The organism is Bacillus sp. GW821-FHT11D08 (assembly GCF_058808515.1).
In genome coordinates this window covers 18582-39117 of the sequence record NZ_JBXARS010000001.1, presented here as the reverse complement: position 1 = coordinate 39117, position 20536 = coordinate 18582, and the positions used below count along the sequence as shown (strand labels likewise).

At 46.5% G+C, this 20536-nt stretch carries 23 protein-coding genes; 8 read left to right on the top strand and 15 right to left on the bottom strand.

Going from position 1 to position 20536, the window contains the following annotated elements; all coding sequences use genetic code 11:
- Positions 1–12: 12 nt before the first annotated feature.
- Both AC1RRX_RS00200 and AC1RRX_RS00195 read right to left on the bottom strand, forming a co-directional pair.
- Positions 13–1314 (bottom strand): HD domain-containing protein, encoded by a 1302-nt coding sequence (locus tag AC1RRX_RS00200; RefSeq protein WP_003151035.1) that lies wholly within the window; start codon positions 1312–1314, stop codon positions 13–15.
- Between the two features lie 159 nt (positions 1315–1473).
- On the bottom strand, positions 1474–1698 hold the full coding sequence (locus AC1RRX_RS00195) for a YuzB family protein (protein WP_003151034.1): 225 nt from the start codon (positions 1696–1698) through the stop codon (positions 1474–1476).
- Positions 1699–1900: 202 nt separating this feature from the next.
- Between AC1RRX_RS00195 and AC1RRX_RS00190 the strand changes: the two genes are divergently transcribed.
- The 5 genes from AC1RRX_RS00190 to AC1RRX_RS00170 all read left to right on the top strand — a co-directional run bounded on the left by AC1RRX_RS00190 (position 1901) and on the right by AC1RRX_RS00170 (position 5772).
- Positions 1901–2674, top strand: coding sequence for an RsfA family transcriptional regulator (locus AC1RRX_RS00190; RefSeq protein ID WP_007407656.1), 774 nt, complete (start codon positions 1901–1903; stop codon positions 2672–2674).
- Between the two features lie 260 nt (positions 2675–2934).
- Positions 2935–3249 (top strand): PadR family transcriptional regulator, encoded by a 315-nt coding sequence (locus AC1RRX_RS00185; protein ID WP_020957979.1) that lies wholly within the window; start codon positions 2935–2937, stop codon positions 3247–3249.
- Complete coding sequence (locus tag AC1RRX_RS00180; protein WP_012118697.1) at positions 3250–3804, top strand: HAAS signaling domain-containing protein; 555 nt, start codon at positions 3250–3252, stop codon at positions 3802–3804.
- A 97-nt stretch (positions 3805–3901) separates the two neighbouring features.
- Positions 3902–4822 (top strand): ATP-binding cassette domain-containing protein, encoded by a 921-nt coding sequence (locus tag AC1RRX_RS00175; protein ID WP_144463837.1) that lies wholly within the window; start codon positions 3902–3904, stop codon positions 4820–4822.
- On the top strand, positions 4819–5772 hold the full coding sequence (locus AC1RRX_RS00170) for an ABC transporter permease (protein ID WP_144463836.1): 954 nt from the start codon (positions 4819–4821) through the stop codon (positions 5770–5772). Before AC1RRX_RS00175 ends, AC1RRX_RS00170 begins: the two co-directional genes overlap by 4 nt.
- Here the strand turns inward: AC1RRX_RS00170 and AC1RRX_RS00165 are convergent.
- From AC1RRX_RS00165 to cysL, 6 genes are all read right to left on the bottom strand, one after another.
- Entirely contained in the window at positions 5762–6598 is an 837-nt protein-coding gene (locus AC1RRX_RS00165; protein ID WP_144463835.1) for a hypothetical protein, read from the bottom strand. The genes AC1RRX_RS00170 and AC1RRX_RS00165 overlap by 11 nt on opposite strands.
- The gene (locus AC1RRX_RS00160) at positions 6589–7386 is read right to left on the bottom strand and encodes a hypothetical protein (protein ID WP_020957984.1); all 798 of its coding nucleotides are present in this window, start codon (positions 7384–7386) and stop codon (positions 6589–6591) included. The genes AC1RRX_RS00165 and AC1RRX_RS00160 overlap by 10 nt, the downstream gene beginning before the upstream one ends.
- On the bottom strand, positions 7355–8278 hold the full coding sequence (locus tag AC1RRX_RS00155; protein WP_007407663.1) for a DUF6895 family protein: 924 nt from the start codon (positions 8276–8278) through the stop codon (positions 7355–7357). The genes AC1RRX_RS00160 and AC1RRX_RS00155 overlap by 32 nt, the downstream gene beginning before the upstream one ends.
- 48 nt (positions 8279–8326) lie before the next feature.
- Entirely contained in the window at positions 8327–8506 is a 180-nt protein-coding gene (locus tag AC1RRX_RS00150) for a hypothetical protein (protein ID WP_003151018.1), read from the bottom strand.
- 151 nt (positions 8507–8657) lie between these two features.
- Complete coding sequence (gene lipL, locus AC1RRX_RS00145) at positions 8658–9521, bottom strand: octanoyl-[GcvH]:protein N-octanoyltransferase (protein ID WP_007407665.1); 864 nt, start codon at positions 9519–9521, stop codon at positions 8658–8660.
- 46 nt (positions 9522–9567) lie between these two features.
- Positions 9568–10467, bottom strand: coding sequence for a cysJI operon transcriptional regulator CysL (cysL, locus tag AC1RRX_RS00140; protein WP_020957985.1), 900 nt, complete (start codon positions 10465–10467; stop codon positions 9568–9570).
- 115 nt (positions 10468–10582) lie between these two features.
- Between cysL and AC1RRX_RS00135 the strand changes: the two genes are divergently transcribed.
- Positions 10583–11560 (top strand): YeiH family protein, encoded by a 978-nt coding sequence (locus tag AC1RRX_RS00135; protein ID WP_144463834.1) that lies wholly within the window; start codon positions 10583–10585, stop codon positions 11558–11560.
- 37 nt (positions 11561–11597) lie between these two features.
- Here the strand turns inward: AC1RRX_RS00135 and pta are convergent, their stop codons facing one another.
- Positions 11598–12569 (bottom strand): phosphate acetyltransferase, encoded by a 972-nt coding sequence (gene pta, locus AC1RRX_RS00130; protein ID WP_007407668.1) that lies wholly within the window; start codon positions 12567–12569, stop codon positions 11598–11600.
- Between the two features lie 257 nt (positions 12570–12826).
- On the opposite strand from pta, the gene hemQ reads away from it, so the two are divergent.
- Both hemQ and bacG read left to right on the top strand, forming a co-directional pair.
- Positions 12827–13591, top strand: coding sequence for a hydrogen peroxide-dependent heme synthase (gene hemQ, locus AC1RRX_RS00125; protein ID WP_144463833.1), 765 nt, complete (start codon positions 12827–12829; stop codon positions 13589–13591).
- 118 nt (positions 13592–13709) lie between these two features.
- Positions 13710–14489 (top strand): NADPH-dependent reductase BacG, encoded by a 780-nt coding sequence (gene bacG / locus AC1RRX_RS00120; protein WP_007407669.1) that lies wholly within the window; start codon positions 13710–13712, stop codon positions 14487–14489.
- Positions 14490–14505: 16 nt separating this feature from the next.
- On the opposite strand, the gene bacF is transcribed toward bacG, so the two are convergent.
- Genes bacF through AC1RRX_RS00090 form a run of 6 tightly spaced genes read right to left on the bottom strand, consistent with a single transcriptional unit; the run spans position 14506 to position 20404 of the window.
- On the bottom strand, positions 14506–15705 hold the full coding sequence (bacF, locus tag AC1RRX_RS00115; protein WP_053104075.1) for a transaminase BacF: 1200 nt from the start codon (positions 15703–15705) through the stop codon (positions 14506–14508).
- Between the two features lie 12 nt (positions 15706–15717).
- The gene (gene bacE, locus AC1RRX_RS00110; protein ID WP_059367586.1) at positions 15718–16899 is read right to left on the bottom strand and encodes a bacilysin exporter BacE; all 1182 of its coding nucleotides are present in this window, start codon (positions 16897–16899) and stop codon (positions 15718–15720) included.
- Positions 16896–18314, bottom strand: a complete 1419-nt coding sequence (gene bacD, locus AC1RRX_RS00105; protein ID WP_007407672.1) for an alanine--anticapsin ligase — start codon at positions 18312–18314, stop codon at positions 16896–16898. Before bacD ends, bacE begins: the two co-directional genes overlap by 4 nt.
- Before the next feature lie 17 nt (positions 18315–18331).
- Positions 18332–19093, bottom strand: a complete 762-nt coding sequence (gene bacC, locus AC1RRX_RS00100; RefSeq protein WP_039253426.1) for a dihydroanticapsin 7-dehydrogenase — start codon at positions 19091–19093, stop codon at positions 18332–18334.
- Positions 19090–19800 carry a 3-((4R)-4-hydroxycyclohexa-1,5-dien-1-yl)-2-oxopropanoate isomerase gene (bacB, locus tag AC1RRX_RS00095; RefSeq protein WP_003151000.1) on the bottom strand — a complete coding sequence of 237 codons (711 nt, stop codon included), beginning with the start codon at positions 19798–19800 and terminating at the stop codon, positions 19090–19092. Before bacB ends, bacC begins: the two co-directional genes overlap by 4 nt.
- Positions 19790–20404 (bottom strand): bacilysin biosynthesis protein BacA, encoded by a 615-nt coding sequence (locus tag AC1RRX_RS00090; RefSeq protein ID WP_015418458.1) that lies wholly within the window; start codon positions 20402–20404, stop codon positions 19790–19792. Before AC1RRX_RS00090 ends, bacB begins: the two co-directional genes overlap by 11 nt.
- Positions 20405–20536 lie beyond the last annotated feature (132 nt).

Sequence of the window (20536 nt, the reverse complement as noted above, 5' to 3'; positions counted from 1 at the left end):
ACCAAAATCCTTCTATGTCAGTCCCAGCAGCTGCCGGATTTTTAATTTTGCTTCAGGGTTTTCTGAATCGTCACAAATGAGGTCCATCGGATAGTAGAGCTTATGGTCCGTCCGGCGTTTGCCCGAAATGGATTCGACAATGGCGGACTGCCTGGACAGCTCTTTGATCTGGCCGTTCTGCGTTAACAGGTGAATCGGCAGACGCTCCTCCTCTTCACCCGGCCGGTAAAAATCATACGGCAGATCCGATGAAGAATCGACCACTAAATAGTAATTGGGATCAATTCCCGCCTCTTTAAACAGAGCGGTCAGTTCAAAATAAGCCGACATTTCCTCATTGGGGTTAAATTCGGCATATTGAAACAGCTGGCGGTTAATGAAGCGGCGGCACAAGTCGGACAGAATCGGGTCCTCTTCTTCTTCCCAAGCCTGGAAATAATATAAAATGATGGCTTCATCAAGCTTCAGATAATCCGCAAGCGTCAGCTTCCCTTCAAAAATGGAATAAAAATGAACGGGAGCATGAGTGAAGATATACCCTTCTTCATGGAGCTGCTTCGCACGGTGGAGAATTTTCGTCAATATGACTTCAGCGCTTCTCGTCACGGGATGAAAATACACCTGCCAGTACATTTGATAGCGGCTCATAATATAGTCTTCGACAGCGTGCATGCCGCTTTGCTTAATGACGATCTGATCCTCTCGCGGACGCATCACCCTTAAAATCCGTTCCATATCAAAATGTCCGTAGCTGACGCCCGTATAGTATGCGTCCCGCTGAAGGTAATCCATCCTGTCGGCGTCAATCTGGCTCGAAATCAGGCTGACCACCTGTTTGTTTTTGTATGTTTTGGCAATGACTTCGGCAACATCCTGCGGAAATCCCGGTCCCGCCTTTCTGAGAACCTGATTCACCTCGGTGTCGCCGAGAATGATTTCCCTCGTATAGTCTTCATGATCCAGATGAAAAACCTTTTCAAAGGAATGCGAAAACGGCCCATGTCCCAAATCGTGCAAAAGCGCGGCGCTGAGACAGAGTTCGCGTTCATTGTCATCCCATTCAGGACGCCCTTTAAAAACATCATCAACCATTCGTCTGACAATCTCATAGACGCCGAGAGAATGGTTAAAACGGCTGTGTTCCGCGCCGTGAAACGTCAAATACGTCGTACCGAGCTGTTTGATCCGTCGCAGCCGCTGAAATTCACGGGTGCCGATCAAATCCCAGATCAGCTTGTCCCGCACATGAACATAGCGGTGAACGGGATCTTTAAACACTTTTTCTTCTGATAATTTTCCGTTTGGATACGCCATCGTCATTCCCTCTTTTTTTTAGCCGTGATTCTATTATATCGGCTCTGTAATTTGAAAACATCCTTGAATTTGTCCGGCGTTTTGTTCCAGTTTTCCGACATTGATTTTTTGAAGCAAAAAAGCCTGACCCATCGGGCGAGGCTGTCGTAAAATACACATTTACTTTTTGATCTTCTTTTTCACTTTCTCAATCAGCTCGTCCTCAGTCGGCGCCGACAGCGGGCGGTTGTTTACGAAAGCAAACGATTTTTTGCGTCCGGGCCCGCAATATGACTGACATCCGACCTCCACTTTTGCATCCGGGTCAGCTTCTTTCAAACGCGGCAGCAAAGTCTTAATATTGGTGGCCTGGCAATCATCACACACTCGGAATTCATTAGCCATGATGTACGCTTCCCTTCATTCAATGTTCCTCTATGTTAAATCTTAATTTTAAAAACGAAAAAAATCACATCACATCTCATTGTACAAGGATTCATCTTATCCTGCAAGGCTCTGCGTATCTCTCATTCTTTCAGCCAATTTGTATAAATATTTTCCAATCTGGACATTCTAATACCATCAAAGATATTGGGGGTTGAGAACATTGACAAAACAAAGACAGGACGCCTGGTCGGAGGAAAATGACCTGCTGCTTGCGGAAACCGTGCTCCGGCACGTCCGGGAAGGAAGCACGCAGCTGAACGCCTTTGAAGAGGTAGGCGATAAATTAAACAGAACGTCGGCAGCGTGCGGTTTCAGATGGAATGCCGTCGTCCGCCATCAATACGAAAAAGCGCTTCAGCTCGCCAAAAAACAGCGGAAACAGCGGATGCGCGCGCTCGGAAACGGCCAGCCGGCCAAGAAGAAACTATTATATCAGCCGCCTGCGCCGGATGCGGACATCATGCAGGAAACCGCAGCCGAAGAGACGGTTCAAACGGAAGCGCCAAAAGAGGATCGGCAAGCCGTCATGTCCGGCGAACATATGCCTTATGTCGATGAAAGCTTCAAGGAAGAGTTAGCTAGTTTATCACATTTGCTGGCGCCTCAGCAGCCGAGCCAAAAGGCGGAGCTCACAATGGCAGACGTCATTCAATTTCTGAAGAGCTATGAAGGCAGCGGAAAGCAAACTTCCGCCCTGCAAATGGAAAATGACCGTTTAAAACGGGAAAACCAAGAACTTCAGTCTAAAACCGAGCAGCTGGAAGCGGCCGTCGAAAAGCTTGAAAAAGATCAAAAAACCATTCAGGAAGACTACGAAACCTTGGTGAAAATTATGAACAGAGCCAGAAAACTAGTTTTATTTGAAGACGACGAACATGCCTCTCCGTCCTTCAAAATGGACCGGAACGGCAATTTAGAAAAAATGGCCGAATAACGGAAAAACCCCTTTCCTTGTCATGGAAAAAGGGGTTTTTGCCATTTGTCAATGACGCGCATCCTGATCTATATTAATGTAAACATTGTTCAGGAGGCCTTCTTCCCGCAAGGGCTGCGCATCTCGGTCCCCGCCCGCACATAAGCATAAAGATTCAATTCCTCATCCCAAATGGTTCTTGGGAATTATTGATCGATTAGCTACTGTGCAATACACTGTATAGAGAATACAATTATTAGATATGATGGGAATGATAGTAAATGAGTAGCCAATTACGAAAAGGAGCGTTGGAACTTTGTGTGTTGTCCCTGCTTCTTTATGAAGATTTATATGGTTATGAATTAATCAAGATCATAAGTGAAACGTTCCCTGTATCGGAGGGCACCATCTACCCCATATTACGAAGACTCACAAAAAATAACTACCTAAAAACGTATACAGCAGCTTCCGATCAAGGCCCGTCACGCAAATATTACAAAGTAACAGAAGAAGGCGCCTTATATCATCAAACATTAAAATCGGAATGGCTTGACCTGTCCGAAAAAGTGAACAGCATCATTAAGGAGGGAAAATGAATGTGTAAAGACCAATATTTAAAACATCTCCGGCGGGAAATAAAAGATCTGCCGGAACTTGAGCAAAAAGAGATACTCGCCGATATCGGCGAAATATTCCAAATGGGCGGCGCTGAAGGAAAAAGCGATGAACAAATCGCCGGCAATTTAGGAAACCCCAAAACACTTGCGCGCGCCTTAAAAGCGGATATTTTCATTAGTGATGCCGAGGAGCAGAAAACATGGCGCTCCTTTTTCAAAGCATTCGGCCTGATGCTGGGGATGGGCATGTTCAACTTCATGTTTATGCTGACACCGTTTCTTTTTGCCTCTGTTGCGGTGTTAAGTTTGATGGCGATCGGCCTGATGCTGATGACCGGATCATTCTTTCTCCTCGTAAAAGTGCCGATTGTAACAGCCATTTTTAACGGATGTATGGTTCTTGGAGCGGGTATGGCGGTGTTTATGGCCGGATTTGATCTTTCGAAACTGATATTCCGCATCTTTTTGCGCTATTTCAAATGGAATGTCAGCGTTGTAAGGAGGGAAACCATTGAATCGAAAAATGTGGTATAGCATTGCTCTCATTTTAATCGCTGCCGGCCTGATCGGAAGCATGTTCTTCGGTTTTGACGGCTTTTACCCTAAATCATAAGGAAGGTGTGCAAATATCATGACTGAACCAGCCCTGATATTAAAAGATGTCTCTAAAACAATCAATCATACCCCTATTGTACAGTCAATTTCTTTCGATGTGAGAAAAGGCGAGATTTTCGGCCTTTTAGGGCCGAACGGCTCAGGAAAAACCACTATTTTCAGAATGATCGTACAGCTTATTAAAAAAACAGAAGGAGCCATTTCATTCAGAGGCAGACCGGACAGCGACTTTGAATATTTTATGAGACATATCGGGGTTATCATTGAAGGCCCGGATATGTATCCGAATATGACCACTTTGCAAAACCTAAAATATTTTACTAAACTGCGCAGCACCTCGCTGCGAACGGATGACCTTATGAATACCCTTGCAAAAGTCGGACTAGAGCAGGCTGCCCGCAAAAAAGTGAAACATTTCTCATTAGGCATGAAACAGCGCTTGGGGCTCGCTTATTCTCTTCTTCACAATCCCGGATTATTAATTCTGGATGAACCGATGAACGGCCTCGATCCTAAAGGAATGAAAGAATTGCGCACCATTCTTTCCGATTTAGCGAAGCAAGGGGTTTCCATTTTATTATCAAGCCATTTATTGTCGGAAATGGAGGAGATTTGCGATAGGGTTGCCTATATTAAAAAGGGACGGATTTTAGGAATTGAAGACATGAAGAACAGACATGACCTTGGTCAGAAAAAGCTGTTTACCGTCACGGTCGATCATCCGGCAAGGGCGAAAGAAATATTAGAGCAGGACGGTATTCTTCAAGTACAGCAAAAAGACAGCCGCATCATTGAATTGGAAGCGGAAGAAGATACCATCCCGTATGTCATTAAATCTTTGGCAGAGAAAGAGATTCTGATTTCCCGCGTTTCTGCAAGAACTTTGTCATTGGAAGAGAAATACATGATGATTACAGATCAGGAGGACGCGGTATGAGCATATTTCATCTGGCGCAGAACGAATTCATAAAAATAACCCGAAAAAAAGGCACACTTTTATCTCTTTTTTTCCTGTTTCTCATCGTTTTGCTGGCCGGCCTTATTATGAATCATGAGTTAGATGCTTCCTCGGATAACAATTGGAAAGAACGGCTTCTCGCCGAAAAAAAACAGGAAGAAATTGATAAACCGGCTGAAACGACAGGCGTTTATTATTCTGCTGATGTTAAGAATAAAGACTATTATTTGGAGCATATCATCAACCCTTATGAATGGAACGGCTGGAGGTTTTTCGGCACGGTTACTTCAAACGGGCTTGAGATTTTCGTCAGCTTGACCGCGATTTTAACCGTCAGCGGGGTTGTTTCTAAAGAGTTTGCCCTTGGGACGATTAAGTTTATCGCTACAAGCCCGAACCGAAGATGGCGGATTTTAACATCGAAATTTCTGGCCTCTCTTCTGTTTACCGGTATGATTTACTTATTTTACTGTGTGAGCTGTTTGCTGATCGGCGGCGTGTTATTCGGTTTTTCCAATGCTTCATATCCGCTCGTCTATACTCATTTAAATGACAGTCTGTATACCATCAGTTCAATCAAAGCATCCGGAATCATTCTGCTTTTGCGTTTCATATCAATTATAAGCATTGTCACCATTGCGTTCACTTTGTCAGTATTGTGCAAAAGCCAGGCGCTCTCCCTTTGCTTATCCATTTTACTGCTGTTTGCCGGCAGTATATTGGGCGGAACTGATTTGCTTGCCCAATTTACGTGGTATAAATTTACGCTCTTTCCGCATTTAAATCTCGTTGCTTATGTAAATAAAAGTGCGGGTGATGCGATTTCAACGTTAAACATCCCCTATTCCATGACGGTTATAGCGATCTACTTTCTTATATGTTTATTGATTTCTTTTTCCGTCTTTCAAAAGAGAGACATTACAGCATAGACAGAGAGGCGGCGGCATAATGAGCGGACGGCAGGAAATACTGACGGTCCAGTAATTTGCCGCTGGCCGCCCCTTGGTCCATCGCTAACGGATTCAAATAACCGAAGCTCCCGCTGCTTCGCTGCTGAAAGTGTAGAAATTCCCGCCCTTCCCGTATAAAAAGCGCCTCATCGAATCGGAGAAATTTCATAATGGCAGTGTATTTTGCAACGGCGTCAATGTGATACTTTCTGCACTCGGCTAACATTAAACCTGAAAAAGCAAAGTCTGATGTTTTGTACCATTCCGTGAGAAAAGGCTGCAATTCTTTCATTTGCAAATAAGTGACGGCATAAAGGGCATCCGCCTGTTCTTCCTGCATGCCGCCCGGTGCCATGAGCAAATCGGCCTCACGTTTCATCCCGGTTTCTAAGAACACGATCAGTTCTTCCGGAGTCACCGCCCCAAAATAAGCTCCTAACACCATGAGGATCATAGAGGACGGCTCTGATTTCAGTTCCTCTTGTAAACCGCGGACCATTTGTTCAAGTCCGTTATGAAAAAAGATGCTTTTTGCGGCATCTATCCTGCGGTACACATGATACGCATACGCGAACAGGACCGGATGGCATTCGTGCGTTTTTTCTCCAAAATAACGATCTAGGAATAGAATGACTTCTTCTGTATCCTTTCTTTTTTCAAAGTGATGACATGCCGCTAAACCGCAAAACAGGTGCATGAGATCATCTGCTTCTATTTCTTCCGGCTGCAGCTGAATGTTCTTCCAAAAACCCAGCAGCCATTCTTCTGTTTTTTTTATATTAAAATGTTCCTTGACTATCTGCATGTTCCACACTCCAGATTCAGAATCTCAATCGCCGGCAGAAGAGCCGGAGCACAATGAATGGATGGATTCTCGTTATTTATATGATGAAGAGCCGCTTGACAGCCATAAAAAAATGGATCGATACACGATTGGATAAATAACATATTGCACAGCTGTTTCATTTTTCGGCTGCCGAGACAAAACACAAGCCATTTTTGAATGGACGCCTTCAAGCCGGGATGAAGCAGATGCTCTCCCTCATTCAAATGAAGAAGACAGTACTCGACAAACTCCAGCTCGTTTTCAGCTGTTCTTTTCCATGCGTCATGGAGCAAAGGCTGAAACATCGAATTCTTGTAAAAGCGCACTTTTTCATGGTCAGTTGACATTCCCAGCTCGCTCAGCAAACCGACGAATTCGGCGTATTTAAAATAAGGCCATTCTTTTTTTATAAGATAGCCGTTTTGCAATCCGTGACGTATGACCTGATCATCCGAATCCATTCCCTGCTTCTTTTTATAAGCTTTTGCCGTTAAATAGATATGAATCAACTCATTGACAATGGCCGTGTTACAGTGAAACAGATCTTCCCAGCATGACTTATCAACGAAAGCGGAGGCAATCCTTTCAGTATGTTCTTTTACAGCGGAAGAATGGCTCGTCTTCCTGTAGTACTTGCAGAAGCCGGCAAACAGCTGAATGCTCTTTTGATCCGGAAGCGATTGTTCAGCAAAAGATAATAAAAATTGATCTGTCTCTTCAGCTAATCTATTCAAGTTAATCGTTCCTTTCTGCTCTAAGACAGGCATGCGCGGCACCAGCGGCGACAAGTGTTGTATGATAGCAATGTTTGAACACATCTTCTCTTCGCTGTTCACCTGTCAAACCGGGTTTATGTTGATAGGTGATGCTCGGGACATTCCCCTCTTTCATTCGGCCCTGATAGATTTTATTCCAGGCTGCTTCATAGAGCGGTTTATGGTTGTCCTTATCCATGTTGATATGTAAAAAAGAGCTGCACATCAATAATTCACTGGTAATATCTAAATTCTCAAGACAGATATAGATCCCGAGAAATTTCAGGACCTTTTCTTTTAAGGACGGCAGATGATACTCTTTATCCGTAAGCGAAGAACATCCCATGTCTGTTATATAAAAAATCGTATGAGTGATGCTGTACGCATCATGATCCGTCATATATGTATTTGGGATATCCTGACCAGCTGCTGTGTAGTGATATAAGTCAGAAAAATCCGTTATTTCCGAGGTTACGCCTGCTCTTTGCAGACTGTACTTCAGATCCATTTTCCGAAAGGGAACTTTAGCAAGGCTGCAATCAAAACGCGCTGCCGTGAATTTTTCCAGCTCCCATATCACCGAAGCCCGTGACGGATGATCAGTCAAGGTAAGAAATTCACCCGCAATAGCCAATCCGGCGAGACCGTCCGGATCAAAATGAATAAATTCTTCAAGCTGATCATTACGGAGCCTTTCTGTAATAAACTCCGTTATAACAGCAACTTCCTTATCATCTGCCTGATTTCTGATCAGGTAATTGGTAAGAAAAATGAGTTCTATAAATGTTTTAAGGCGCCATCTGAAATCATTCGCTACTTTATGATTCATATCAAAATAATGGATATTTTTAACAATCCATGACAGTGCTCCCCGCTTAATTTCTCTTATATACTCTTGTGTCAAACTCTCACCGCCTCGTCTCAGATGTGTAGGCTCCAAACAGTGATTATCCTACTTTTGAGCGGCTAAATCAGAGAAATTCAAATTCGGGTTTTGATTGTCTTCTTGGCTCGGCACTACAAGCACCCAGCCGCTCCAAGCGAAAGAATTGCCTGATTGTTCCGCATCTCCGGCTAACAAATGTGTCGGGATCGTGATTCTTTTTTCTTCTTTTATTTTTTTAAAGTTCATATCTCCATCTCCTTCAGTTTATAGAATTATTTGGAACCTACATAAATATATTAATCAAATAAGGTATATAATGTAAACTAGTTTTGATATAACGATTCTTTTTCACTATAACTAAATAGTATATAATTACCAAAAACAAAAAAGCCCGGACTTAGTCCAAGCTTTCCTGCGTGCCGAACACCTTCTCATTCCGTTCCAGCATTCGGGTCAGATTTTTTTCAAATACCATTTCCTCTTCCGGCGATAATCCGGCTGCATACAGGCGTCCGCTGAGTTCCTTCAGTTCAGTCAAAAGCGCCAGCATTAAGTCTTGCACGGTAATGTCCGTTTGCAGCAATTCGCTTAATGAAGCCATCGTTTCGGGCCGGATATCGGGATATACGCCTTTTGTATCGTTGCTTTTGTCTTTTAAAGCGGCTTGATAGAAACGTCTGATCAGATCGGCGCGTTCGCTTCCGCTTTTATCGGCGCAAAGGTAAATCTGAACCGCGGTTCCGCCCCGCAGGCGTCTTTGTGAGATTCCCGCGAATTTTCGTCCGCCGATGCTGAGATCATAGCTGCCCGGACAGTACGATCCTTTAATTTCATATGCTTCAATTTCGGCATGGTGCGGACGCAGCATCCGCCGCACCAGCTCTGTCATCGCCTCGTAGCCTCTGTCGATGTCGATGCCTTTTTTTTCGTCTTCAAAAATAAGGGAGATATTCAATACGCCTTCGTCCAGTACGACGGCGAGGCCTCCGGAATTGCGGACAATGACACGATAGCCTTCGTCCTCCAGCAATTTCACGCCGTCCTCTAAAAACGGCAGGCGTGTGTCCTGAATGCCGAGCACGATCGTCCGGTGGTGCACCCAAGAGCGTGCCGTCGCAGGCGATTCCCCTTTGCCTACGGAGGCGCACAGCGTATCATCCATTGCGAATGACTGCTTCGCATCAAAATAAGGGCCGAGGCTGGATTGGTCAATGATTCTCCAGCTCGGCTGCATCAGTAAATCAATCGGTTGCTTTCCCATCTATATTAAATCCCTTTCGTCATAGGCTTTCCATGCATTTATTATATCACTCCGCTTGTGATGATTGAAATTGGCTTTTCAATAGAGCGATGAAGATTTCTTTGTTTTTTGTGTTCTCCATAATGGAAGATTGGATGATAGACAGTTTCCGTTTTAAGGAGAACCCTTTTACCTCAAGCACGGAAATGCTGCCGTGAAGCAGATCCTTTTGCAGCACGCTTTTTGACAGAACGGAAAGACCCATTCCGCTGATCACGGCTTCTTTGACGCCCTGGTTGCTGCTGATCGTCATCATGGATTTCGGCCGCAGTCCGTTTGATTGAAGGACATGGTCTAAATATTCCCTCGTTCCCGAACCCTTCTCCCTCGTCACCCACGCTTGATTTTGCAATTCTGCAGCCGGGATGTTTTTTCTGCCGGCGAGCGGGTGTCCGTTCGGTGCGGCAATGCACAATTCATCCTCCATAAACGGCTGAATGTCCAGCTCGTTTTTCCCCGTATGCCCTTCAATTAATCCGATATCGGCTTGAAGCATCCGAACCGCTTCGCTGACCTCCTCCGTGTTTCCGATCATGACGTCCAGGTTCAGCTCGGGATACTCGTTATGAAGCTTTGCGAGAAGCGGCGGCAGAATATATTCGCCGATGGTAAAGCTCGCGGCGATTTTGAGCTTCCCTTTGACATAATGATGATGGGCGTAAATTTCGGATTTCGCCTGTTCGTACAAAAAGACCATCTGCTTGGCGCGCTGATAGAGAATGTCCCCCGTCGGCGTAGTCGTAAAGTGCTTCGGAGAGCGGTTCAGCAAGGCGGTTTGAAATTCTTTCTCCAGGTTTTTAATGTGAAGGCTGACGCTCGGCTGAGAAATCATCAGCTTCTGCGCCGCCTTTGTAAAGTTTTTTTCTTCCACGACGGCAATGAATGTTTTCAGTTCCCCATAATACAAAAAGCATCGCCCCTAATCATTATTTTTCCTAATCGTTTAGATCATATAAATATATTTTACTAATGATTAAGACCGCAGTAAAGTGGAGTTATCAAGATAATGGGAAGTGACTGAGATGAAGATGGTAAAAGGTGTTTCAGTTACCGCAGGAATTGCGTTTGCGGCTTTCTATGTCAGCCGCCTGCCGTTTTTGCATATGTTCGGAATGCTTGTCCTTGCAATGCTGATCGGCATGCTCTGGCGCGCCGTATTCGGACAGCGGGCGGCATTAGAGCCGGGGATCGCGTTCTCAAGCAAATACTTGCTGAAAGCAGGCATCATCCTGCTTGGCATGAGACTGAATCTGGCGGATATCTATCATGCGGGCTGGCACGTATTTGCAATTGCCGTCTGCTGTATGATGTTTGCGGGTGCCGTTGTATACGGACTGTCCCGGCTGTTCCGTATAGATCAGACACTCAGCACGCTGACAGCCTGCGGCACAGCGATCTGCGGAGCGGCTGCCATTGCCGCGATCGCGCCGCAGATCAGATCAAATGAAAATGCAACCGCCATCAGCGCGGCCGCCGTTTCGTTATTAGGAACCGTTTTTACTGTTGTATATTCTCTTGCTTATCATGGATTGGGCTTTTCTCCTGCGGCTTACGGAGCCTTTTGCGGGGCAACGCTTCACGAGGTGGCGCATGCGGCGGCGGCCGGCAGCGCCGGAGGAAAAGCAGCCGTCGAGATGGCGGTGATCGTCAAACTGACCCGGGTCGCGCTGCTCGTCCCGGCCGCATTCATGCTCGGAATGCGGGCGCGCCGCAGCGGAAAGTCAAAGACGGCTTCTGCCGCTTCGCTCCCCATCCCTTGGTTTATCTTCGGATTTCTCGGAATGAGCGCCATCCATACATCAGGCGTTATTTCAGCTTCGTTTTCCGCGTTTCTTGTTCAAGTGTCTTATGTTTTAATCGGCATGGCGATGGCGGGTCTCGGTTTGAAAGTCCATATATCGGCGTTTCGCCATAACGGCTGGCGAGCTCTCGCAGCAGGCTTGATCGGTTCTCTCTGTTTGTCCCTGTTCGGCTGGGCCGCAGTGACGTTCTTTCTATAAAAAAATGCCGGCCCTCGTAAAGGCCGGCTTTTGCGGATTACAGCGCTTGAGCAGCCGTAATTAACGCAAGATTGTAGACGTCTTCCGCATTACATCCTCTGGAAAGATCGTTTACAGGCATATTTAATCCTTGCAGAATCGGTCCGACCGCTTCAAAGCCGCCTAAGCGCTGAGCGATTTTGTAGCCGATGTTTCCTGCTTCAAGGCTTGGGAATACAAATACATTCGCGTCTCCTTTAATGTCGGAGTCCGGCGCTTTTTTCTCAGCGACAGACGGCACAAATGCAGCGTCGAATTGGAATTCGCCGTCAAGCGTAAGCTCAGGCGCTTTTTCCTTCGCAATTTTCACGGCTTCAGCCACTTTGTCCGTCTCGTCTGATTTCGCCGATCCTTTTGTAGAGAAGCTGAGCATGGCAACGCGCGGGTCAATGTCAAACATTTGAGCCGTATTGGCGCTTTCAATGGCGATTTCGGCAAGGTCCTGGCTGTCAGGAGAAATGTTGATCGCGCAATCAGCGAACACATACTGCTCGTCACCGCGGGCCATGATGAAGACGCCTGATGTTTTTTTCACGCCTTCTTTTGTTTTGATGATTTGCAGTGCAGGGCGCACCGTATCAGCAGTAGAATGTGCAGCTCCGCTGACAAGTCCGTCTGCGAGACCTTTGTACACAAGCATCGTGCCGAAATAGTTTTCGTCCAGCAAAGCTTTGCGGGCCTGTTCTTCCGTCGCTTTGCCTTTGCGGCGTTCTACGAAAGCCTGAACGAGTTCTTCCATGCCTTCATATGTATGCGGGTCAAAAATGTCCACGCCGTCAAGCGTAAGATTTAATTCTTTCGCTTTTGCTTGAATGTCTTCTTTATTGCCGACTACGATCGGCTTTAATACCTTGTTGCCCGCCAAGTTGTTGACCGCAACCAGGATACGTTCGTCCAACCCTTCAGGAAATACGATTTTCACATCTTTTCCTGCGACTTTTTCTTGTACTTTTGTAAATAAATCTGCCACGATATTCCCTCCTCTATGTTGACAAAAAACGCTTACTTTTACAGCATACTCTTCTTCCAGCTAAATTCAAATAACCAACTTCTATTATAGCGCTTTCAAAAAGAAATCTTATTTTTCTAACTAATTTAATTGACGGTTTGTTTCACGGCTTAGTTTCTGACACAAGGCTTCGGATTATTCAAGGTTTCTCCACAGCCGAAACGGTTAAACTGTGATATAGTGAAGGCATCAATGAAAAGATATAGGAGTGAAGATACATGAGTGAGCAGCAAAAAACGAACGAAGCCGCCCAAACGCTTGACGGCTGGTACGCGCTTCACGAGTTCCGCACAATGGACTGGACGTCATGGAAGATGTTATCCAGCGATGAGCGCCTGTCGATTATTCACGAATTTACGGGACTGCTTGAAAAATGGGGCGTCGCCCAAAAAGAAGGCAAAGGCTCGCAAACGATCTACAGCATCGTCGGACAGAAAGCTGATTTTATGCTGATGATTCTTCGCCCGACAATGGAAGAGCTGAACGAAATCGAGCTTGAATTTAACAAATCAAAGCTTGCTGAATTTACAATCCCGGCTTATTCTTACGTGTCCGTGGTTGAGCTGAGCAACTACCTGGCAAGCGGAGAAGGCGATCCGTATGAAAATCCGCATGTCCGCGCCCGCCTGTATCCTGAGCTGCCCGAAGCGAAATACGTCTGCTTCTATCCGATGGATAAAAGAAGAAGCGGCAATGACAACTGGTACATGCTTTCTATGGATGAACGCAGAAACCTGATGAGAAGCCACGGCTTGATCGGACGGAGCTATGCCGGCAAAGTCAAACAGATTATCACGGGATCTGTCGGTTTTGACGATTACGAATGGGGCGTTACGCTCTTCAGCGATGATGTGCTTCAGTTCAAAAAACTTGTTTATGAAATGCGCTTTGACGAAGTCAGCGCGCGCTACGGCGAATTTGGTTCATTTTTTGTCGGAAACCGCTTGTCTCTCGACACGCTTCCGAAGTTTTTGCACGTGTAACACCCACCCGCCTGTCCGGCGGGTTTTTATTTGTCAGAATTTAAATAAAATTTGCTATTTTTATCATTTTTTTTTACGATGTAAAGGAGATTCCATTTTGGTAAAGGGGTGCAGACAGTTGTCAAAACGAACCGCGTTTATTATGGGAGCCAGTCAGGGGATCGGCAAAGCGATCGCTCTGAAACTGGCGGACAATGGCTTTCATACCGTCATTAATTCACGAGTTCCCGAAAATATCGAATCGGTAAAAGAAGAGATCCTCGCCAAACATCCGGATGCGGGCGTCACCGTTCTGGCCGGGGATATGTCGGACCAGAAGACAAGAGCCGGCATTTTTGAAGAGATCAGATCACAATGCGGACGGCTTGATGTATTGATCAACAACATTCCGGGCGGCTCGCCGGATACCTTTGAAAACTGCGATATAGAAGATATGACAAATACCTTTACGAATAAAACGATCGCTTATATCGACTCTATGAAAACGGCCGCAGCAATCATGAAGCAGCACGAATTCGGCAGAATCATTAATATCGTCGGAAACCTATGGAAAGAACCCGGCGCCAATATGTTTACCAACAGCATGATGAACGCCGCTTTAATTAATGCCAGCAAAAACATCGCCATTCAGCTTGCGCCTTTTCACATTACTGTCAACTGTCTGAATCCCGGGTTTATCGCCACAGACCGTTATCACCAATTCGTGAAGAATGTCATGAAGCAAAACGGCATTTCTAAAGCGGAAGCGGAAGAACGGATTGCCTCAGGCGTCCCGATGAAGCGTGTCGGAACTGCGGAAGAAACCGCGGCGCTGGCTGCCTTTCTTGCCTCTGAAGAAGCCTCCTATATTACCGGACAGCAAGTATCAGCCGACGGCGGCAGCATGAAAAGCATATAATAAAAACATCCCGCTCTCAGCGGGATGTTTCTTGTAATGAAGGAAAGGACAAACCGAGCTTTTGAATCCGCAGCACGAATTCCCTCAAATCGCCCTTCTTGGCCACCATTGATATTCTGACATAACGCTTTCCGCCGTTGCCGAAAATCTCGCCGGGCGTCACGACAACATGGGCATGCTCCAGCAGATAGTCCGAAAACTGGTGTGAAGACTCGAATTCATTCGGAATTTCAGCCCAGACATAAAAAGTCCCTTTCGGTTTTTCAATGCTCCAGCCTAATTCCTTTTCACATAACGCCGTGAAAAAGTCAATCCGTTCTTTATATGTGCGCTTCAGACGCTCGGTATGCTCAGGATTTCCTGACAGCGCCGCCGCTGCCGCCTGCTGAAGGCCGCCGAACATGCCGACGAAGACGTGATCCTGAAACTCATTGACCGCCTGAATGATTTTCTCATTCCCCACAGCAAATGCCATTCTCCAGCCTGCCATATTGAAGGTTTTCGAAAATGAATAAAGCTCCGCGCCGACCGTTTTCGCTTCTTTCGCCTGAAGAAAGCTGGCCGGGTTCTGATCAAATTCGAACGCGCCGTATGCAAAATCGTGAATAAGATGGATGTCATGTTTTTTTGCAAACGCTGCCGCTTTTTCATAAAACGCCTGATCCGCAGTCGCGCCCGTCGGGTTATTCGGGTAATTCAAAAACATCAGCTTGGCTTTTTTCAGGACTGCGGGATCAATCCGCTCAAAATCCGGCAGATAGCCGTTTTCCGGATGAAGCGGCATCTCATGCAGCTCCGCTCTGGCCATTGTAATTCCCGATAAATACTCAGGGTAGCCGGGGTTCGGGACTAAGGCGATATCGCCGGGATTCAGCAGGCATTGCGTCAAAACGTACAAACCAGCTTTCCCTCCGCCGAACAGCGCGACTTCTGTCTCCGGATTGACCGATACCCCGTACTCTCTCTCATAAAATTCCGCGATGGCTTCTTTCAGAAACGGATAGCCTCTGAACGGGCCGTATCCGTGATACGAAGGATTCAGCGCAGCCTCCCGCAATGTTTCAACGATATGCGGCGGTGTGGGGAGATCGGGATTCCCCTGCCCGAGATTAATGATCTGGGCTCCCGTTTTCTCCATCTCTTTTACCTTTTGAAAAACGAGCGAAAATTCCTGTTTCGGAAGTGTCTTGATGACGTCGGACGGTATGATTTCCATCTGAAAGGCTCCTTATAAATGAATTTGCTCTGATTCGTTATTCCGTTCTGAAAAGGATTTATTGACCAGTTTTGTATGCAGAAACAGCCCGCTGACCAAAAGGACGATAAACGCCATGATGACTGCCGCGTCTACAATGTTGATCAGCATGGAACCGACGGCGATGCACAATCCGATGGAGGCCTCCGCCACCGAAAAGATCCGGCCCTGAATCTGGTTCGCCGCGTTCTCCTGAACTTTGACCTTCGCCAGCACTTCACCGTATTCCATTGCGATAAAGAAAAGAATGGCGGCAATGACTGACACGGCGAAAATCGGGGTAAACAAAAACAGCGCAAGCGAGACGATCGATAACACTGTAAAATACATCAGCCCTTTATTGTTGTTAAAGCCCCATTTGCTGACAAGAGCGGCGCCGATAAAGCCGCCGAAGCCGATACAGAACGTCAGGACGAAATTGCCGATTTCACCGTCCCCTAAAAAGCGGCTGACAATCGGGAAATAGCTGTAGACGACACCCCACAAAAGCGCCATCGTAATCATCGTGAACATGGCGTTTAACACAAAAGCATTTGTTTTGATTTCCTTCAGGCCTTCTTTAAACGACTGAAAAGCTTCTCTCACGTTTTCTGACTGAATCGGCACGTATTGAAGCTTAATGCGGCTGATGAAAAACGCGGAGACAAGATAGGTCACCCCGTTAAACGCGACGGCAAGCTCCACAGAACCGCCTAACAGAAAAAGTCCGCCGGCTGCAGCGCCGACAATAATCGAAATCGTCGTGGCTTTTGCAAACAAAGTGTTGATATTTTTAATATCCGCTTCTAAAGACGACATGACCGCGAGACGTGCCGGGTTAAAAAACACGCCGCTTCCGTAAGAAACAAACAGCAGCGCCAGAAAAAGCAGCGGATATTCGCCTTTCGGGAGAAATGTCAGCCCCAAAAAGATGACACCTCTGATCACATCCGTCCACAGCATGATTTTCACCCTGTCGAGCCGGTCCACAAGCACGCCTAAAAACGGCTGAAACACCATCGGAATACTGCGGACCGCGATGACGCCGGACGTCACCCAGTAGTCGTGATAGTATGTAGACAAAATGAGCAGAGCCGGGAGAACGCAATAGTCTCCCATAAACGAAAGCGCCTGCCCGAAAAGCAAATACTTAGAGTTCGGTTTCAGCTGTTTCATACCGGTAACGCATACTTTGCAGTCAGCTTCGCCTGCTGCTGAATTTGTTTAATTGATTCGGCCACGTCACCCGAATTGCTTCCTTTCAGTTCGAACGCCGCAATGCTGTTGAACGCTTCGAACAGCCGCAGATCCACGGATGTACCCGCCTCGGCCGCCGAGAAAGAAACGATTTCGGTGTCTCCCTTTAAGACGCCGTCCGGAATGTCAATGCTTTCAATGACGAAATCGACAGCCGTCTCAGGCAGCTGGCCGTTTTCTTTGAAATGCTGAGGATACAAGTGGCAGTCGGCGACATAGCATGGCTCCTGCTCCAATAATCCTTTCGGCAGATCGGCTTCTTTTCCGAAACAGAGAACATCCAATAACAGCTGCGCCATATCGACGCCGAAGACCTTTTTAATATTCGGAATCATGTTCCAGCCCGCAAATCGTGCCGCTGATTCAATCAGTCCGGCTTCCCGGTTTTTCATTAATTTAATCTCTGTATGGGTTGCGCAGTTTTCGAGGCCGAGTCCTTCATTCGCCTTTTTGGCTGCTTCGACGATTTTCCGCTTCGCGTCATCATCCAGGATGGACGGCGTAATATGCGATGTCTCCGTGAATCCGATTTGCGGTGTTTTATCATGAATCGCGACAGGGAAGTATTCTCCGTCGGCCATGATGCCTTCTATGCTGATATAGTCGGAATAACCGCTTGTTTCGTACCAGTCGTCATACTCGCCCTGCAAAAATTCTTCCGCGATAAACGGCGCTTCAAACGTGACCGCTTTCGGTACGTTAATCGACTTCAGGTATTCATTGACTCTGTTAAATTCGGCTTCTGCCGTTTCCCTCTCTTTGATGAGCGTCACGCCGATGGAGCTCGCCAGATATGTAGGCTTCAGAATGAGCGGCGTTCCGATTTCCTGAAGCGCGGCGCGGAAATCTTCCAGCGTCGTCACCCGTTTGTTTTTGATAGACTTGACGCCGGCCCGGTTGAAGGCGGCTCTCATTTTGTTTTTATCTCTGGCATTTTCAGCGGCCTGTACGCCCGCTCCCCGCAGGCCGAGACGTTCACACGCTTTTGCCATCGGAGCGATAAACAGTTCATTGTTGGTCGTAATGGCGTCAACCGCGAACATGCCGGCCACCTTGACGATTTCTTCGACTACTTCTTCCTCAGGTTTGTCATGATCTTCATGAGCCCAGTAAATCGAATCGGGATGCTCAAAATCAGCCAGACTCTTAAAATAGTCTTTATCTTTTATGACCGCGACCGAGTATTTTTCAATTAATGCCGCATGAGAGGCTGTAATTGCAAAAGGTCTCGGAATAAAGCTGACGAGGTTGTATTTTTCGGCTGCGCTTTTGTAAAACATATGCGGCGGGCATCCCCCAAGGTCAGCGATAACCAATACTGTTTTTCTCTCCATATGTAAACACTCCTTCTCTATTGTGCGGTGTATCCACCGTCTGCGGTGATCGCGCTTCCGGTCATATAGCTTGATAAATCCGACGCGAGAAACAGCATGACGTTCGCTATTTCTTCAGGCTTGCCGAGTCTCAGCAGCGGATTGACTTTCGCTTTTTCTTTTTTGATTTCTTCAAGCGTGCCTTCGTTGTTTTCAAGGAACGACTTTTCATTCAAAGGTGTGTCAATGATTCCCGGGCACACGCAATTGACGCGGATGTTGTGTTTGGCGTAATCGACGGCCATCGAACGCGTCAGCTGCAATACGCCGCCTTTAGAGGCGTTATATGCGGGAATGTCGGGCCATGCAACGACTCCTCCGACGGAGCACGTATTAATGATGTTGCCCTTGCCGCTTTTGAGCATATACTTGAGCGCGTGCTTGCTCATAAGAAACATGCCCGTCAGATTGACGTTGAGCACCTTGTTCCAATCGCTCAGCTCCATCTCGTGAATCGGGGCGACAATTTCGATGCCGGCGTTATTGATTAACACGTCCAATCCGCCGAACTTGTCCGCCGCTGACCGGATGGCGTTTTGACATGCCGGCTCATCTGTAATATCCGTCTGCACAAAATGCAGCCTGTCATTGTTTTCTTTCCTGATCATCGTTTCTCCCTGCGCCTCATCAATATCCGCGACGACCACATTCGCCTGCTGATTCAGAAACGCCTGAACCGCGGCATAACCGATGCCTGATGCGCCCCCTGTGATGAGGACGGTTTTATCCGTCAGGTTCATGACTCTTTCGCCTCTAATTTTTTCGCTTTTGCTCTGTTATAGCGCGGAGGGAAAAAGATATTGACTGATTTTGAATCTTTTTCAAATCTGTTGATGGCGCCGTGATCTTCTCTCGGATCGCAGAAATAAGCTGTGCCGAATGTCATATCCACTTTGCAGCCTTCAATGGTCATATCATAGCCGCCGCCGATGCAGATGCCGATCTGTTCATTGCGGTGTTTATGGAACGGCATTTCTCCCCCGTTGCCCGGAATGTTGGCAAGCATGATTTCCACCCAGTCTTCCACGAAGAACGTGACTTCCATACCGGGCAATAAGTCTCTCGTTTTAAAAATATTCAAAAAATAATCTTCAGGGCTTGTGTAGGTTTCACCGGCTTTCAGGCGTTTAATATCAATGGCGATCACTTCTTGATCCGTCTCATTTCTTGCGCCGTGAGGCACATTAGGAGGCGCGATATAGGCTGATTCCAGCGCTGTCATCTTTCTTGTGACATCTCCGACAGTCATGGACAGCTCCCCGGAAACGACAAGGCCGATTTGGACTTCCTTATGCTGATGCGGTTCCACGTTTGTATGCGGCGGAACGTAAGAAAGCAGAACTTCCGTATCTCCTCTGACGGACGAATATTGTCTTACTCCGTTATCCCATTCTATTAATTTAGGCGTCGGGAAATAAAGTTCCTGCAAATCTTGTTCAGTTTTCATCATGAATCTCTCCTTTTCCAAATAATGACCAGCTCATGGGAATGCTTTTAAATGTTTTGACAAAGTGAAGGCCGTACTTTTGTCTGGCCAGCTCATTTGTCAGCGCGATGTCGGACAAACCGTCCTTCACTCTTTTCGCGGCTGCGCTCGTTGAGTTCACCAGATCAAACGTGACATCTTTACGGGTAAAATACTTAATCAAATTGATAGGAGACGGGTGGGATACGATGACAGTCTGATCAAGCATGTCATCCGTATATTCAAAACCGGGCCGGACAGCCAGGCCGTACATCGGGGTGTCGCACCTGAAAATTTGCAGAAGCTGCAGATCCGGTCTCATGTAGAAGTGCTTAATGCCGTCATACGCGTGAGGCACAATTGTGTATTCCAGCGGACTTTGAAGCGTTTTTTCAATGCACGATTCAAATGTATCATGCAGTGATAATTTACTGTTCACCCCTTGGAGAAGGGTAAAATTGGTGATGAAGTTTTTTGCTGCGTACTCACTGCTTGTCCCTTCAGGACCGAGCGTGTTGATCGTAATCAGTTTAGATATTGAATAAGCCTTGCTTTTCGTTTGAATGCTATTATCCAATATAATCATGAGCACCAACCAATCTGTTAAATTTTAAGTAAATATTATCCATAGACGTTCAAGCTGTCAATATTATTTGAAAATATTGATAATTATTCCTATATATTAGAAAACACCCTATGAAATAGGGTGCTAAAAATT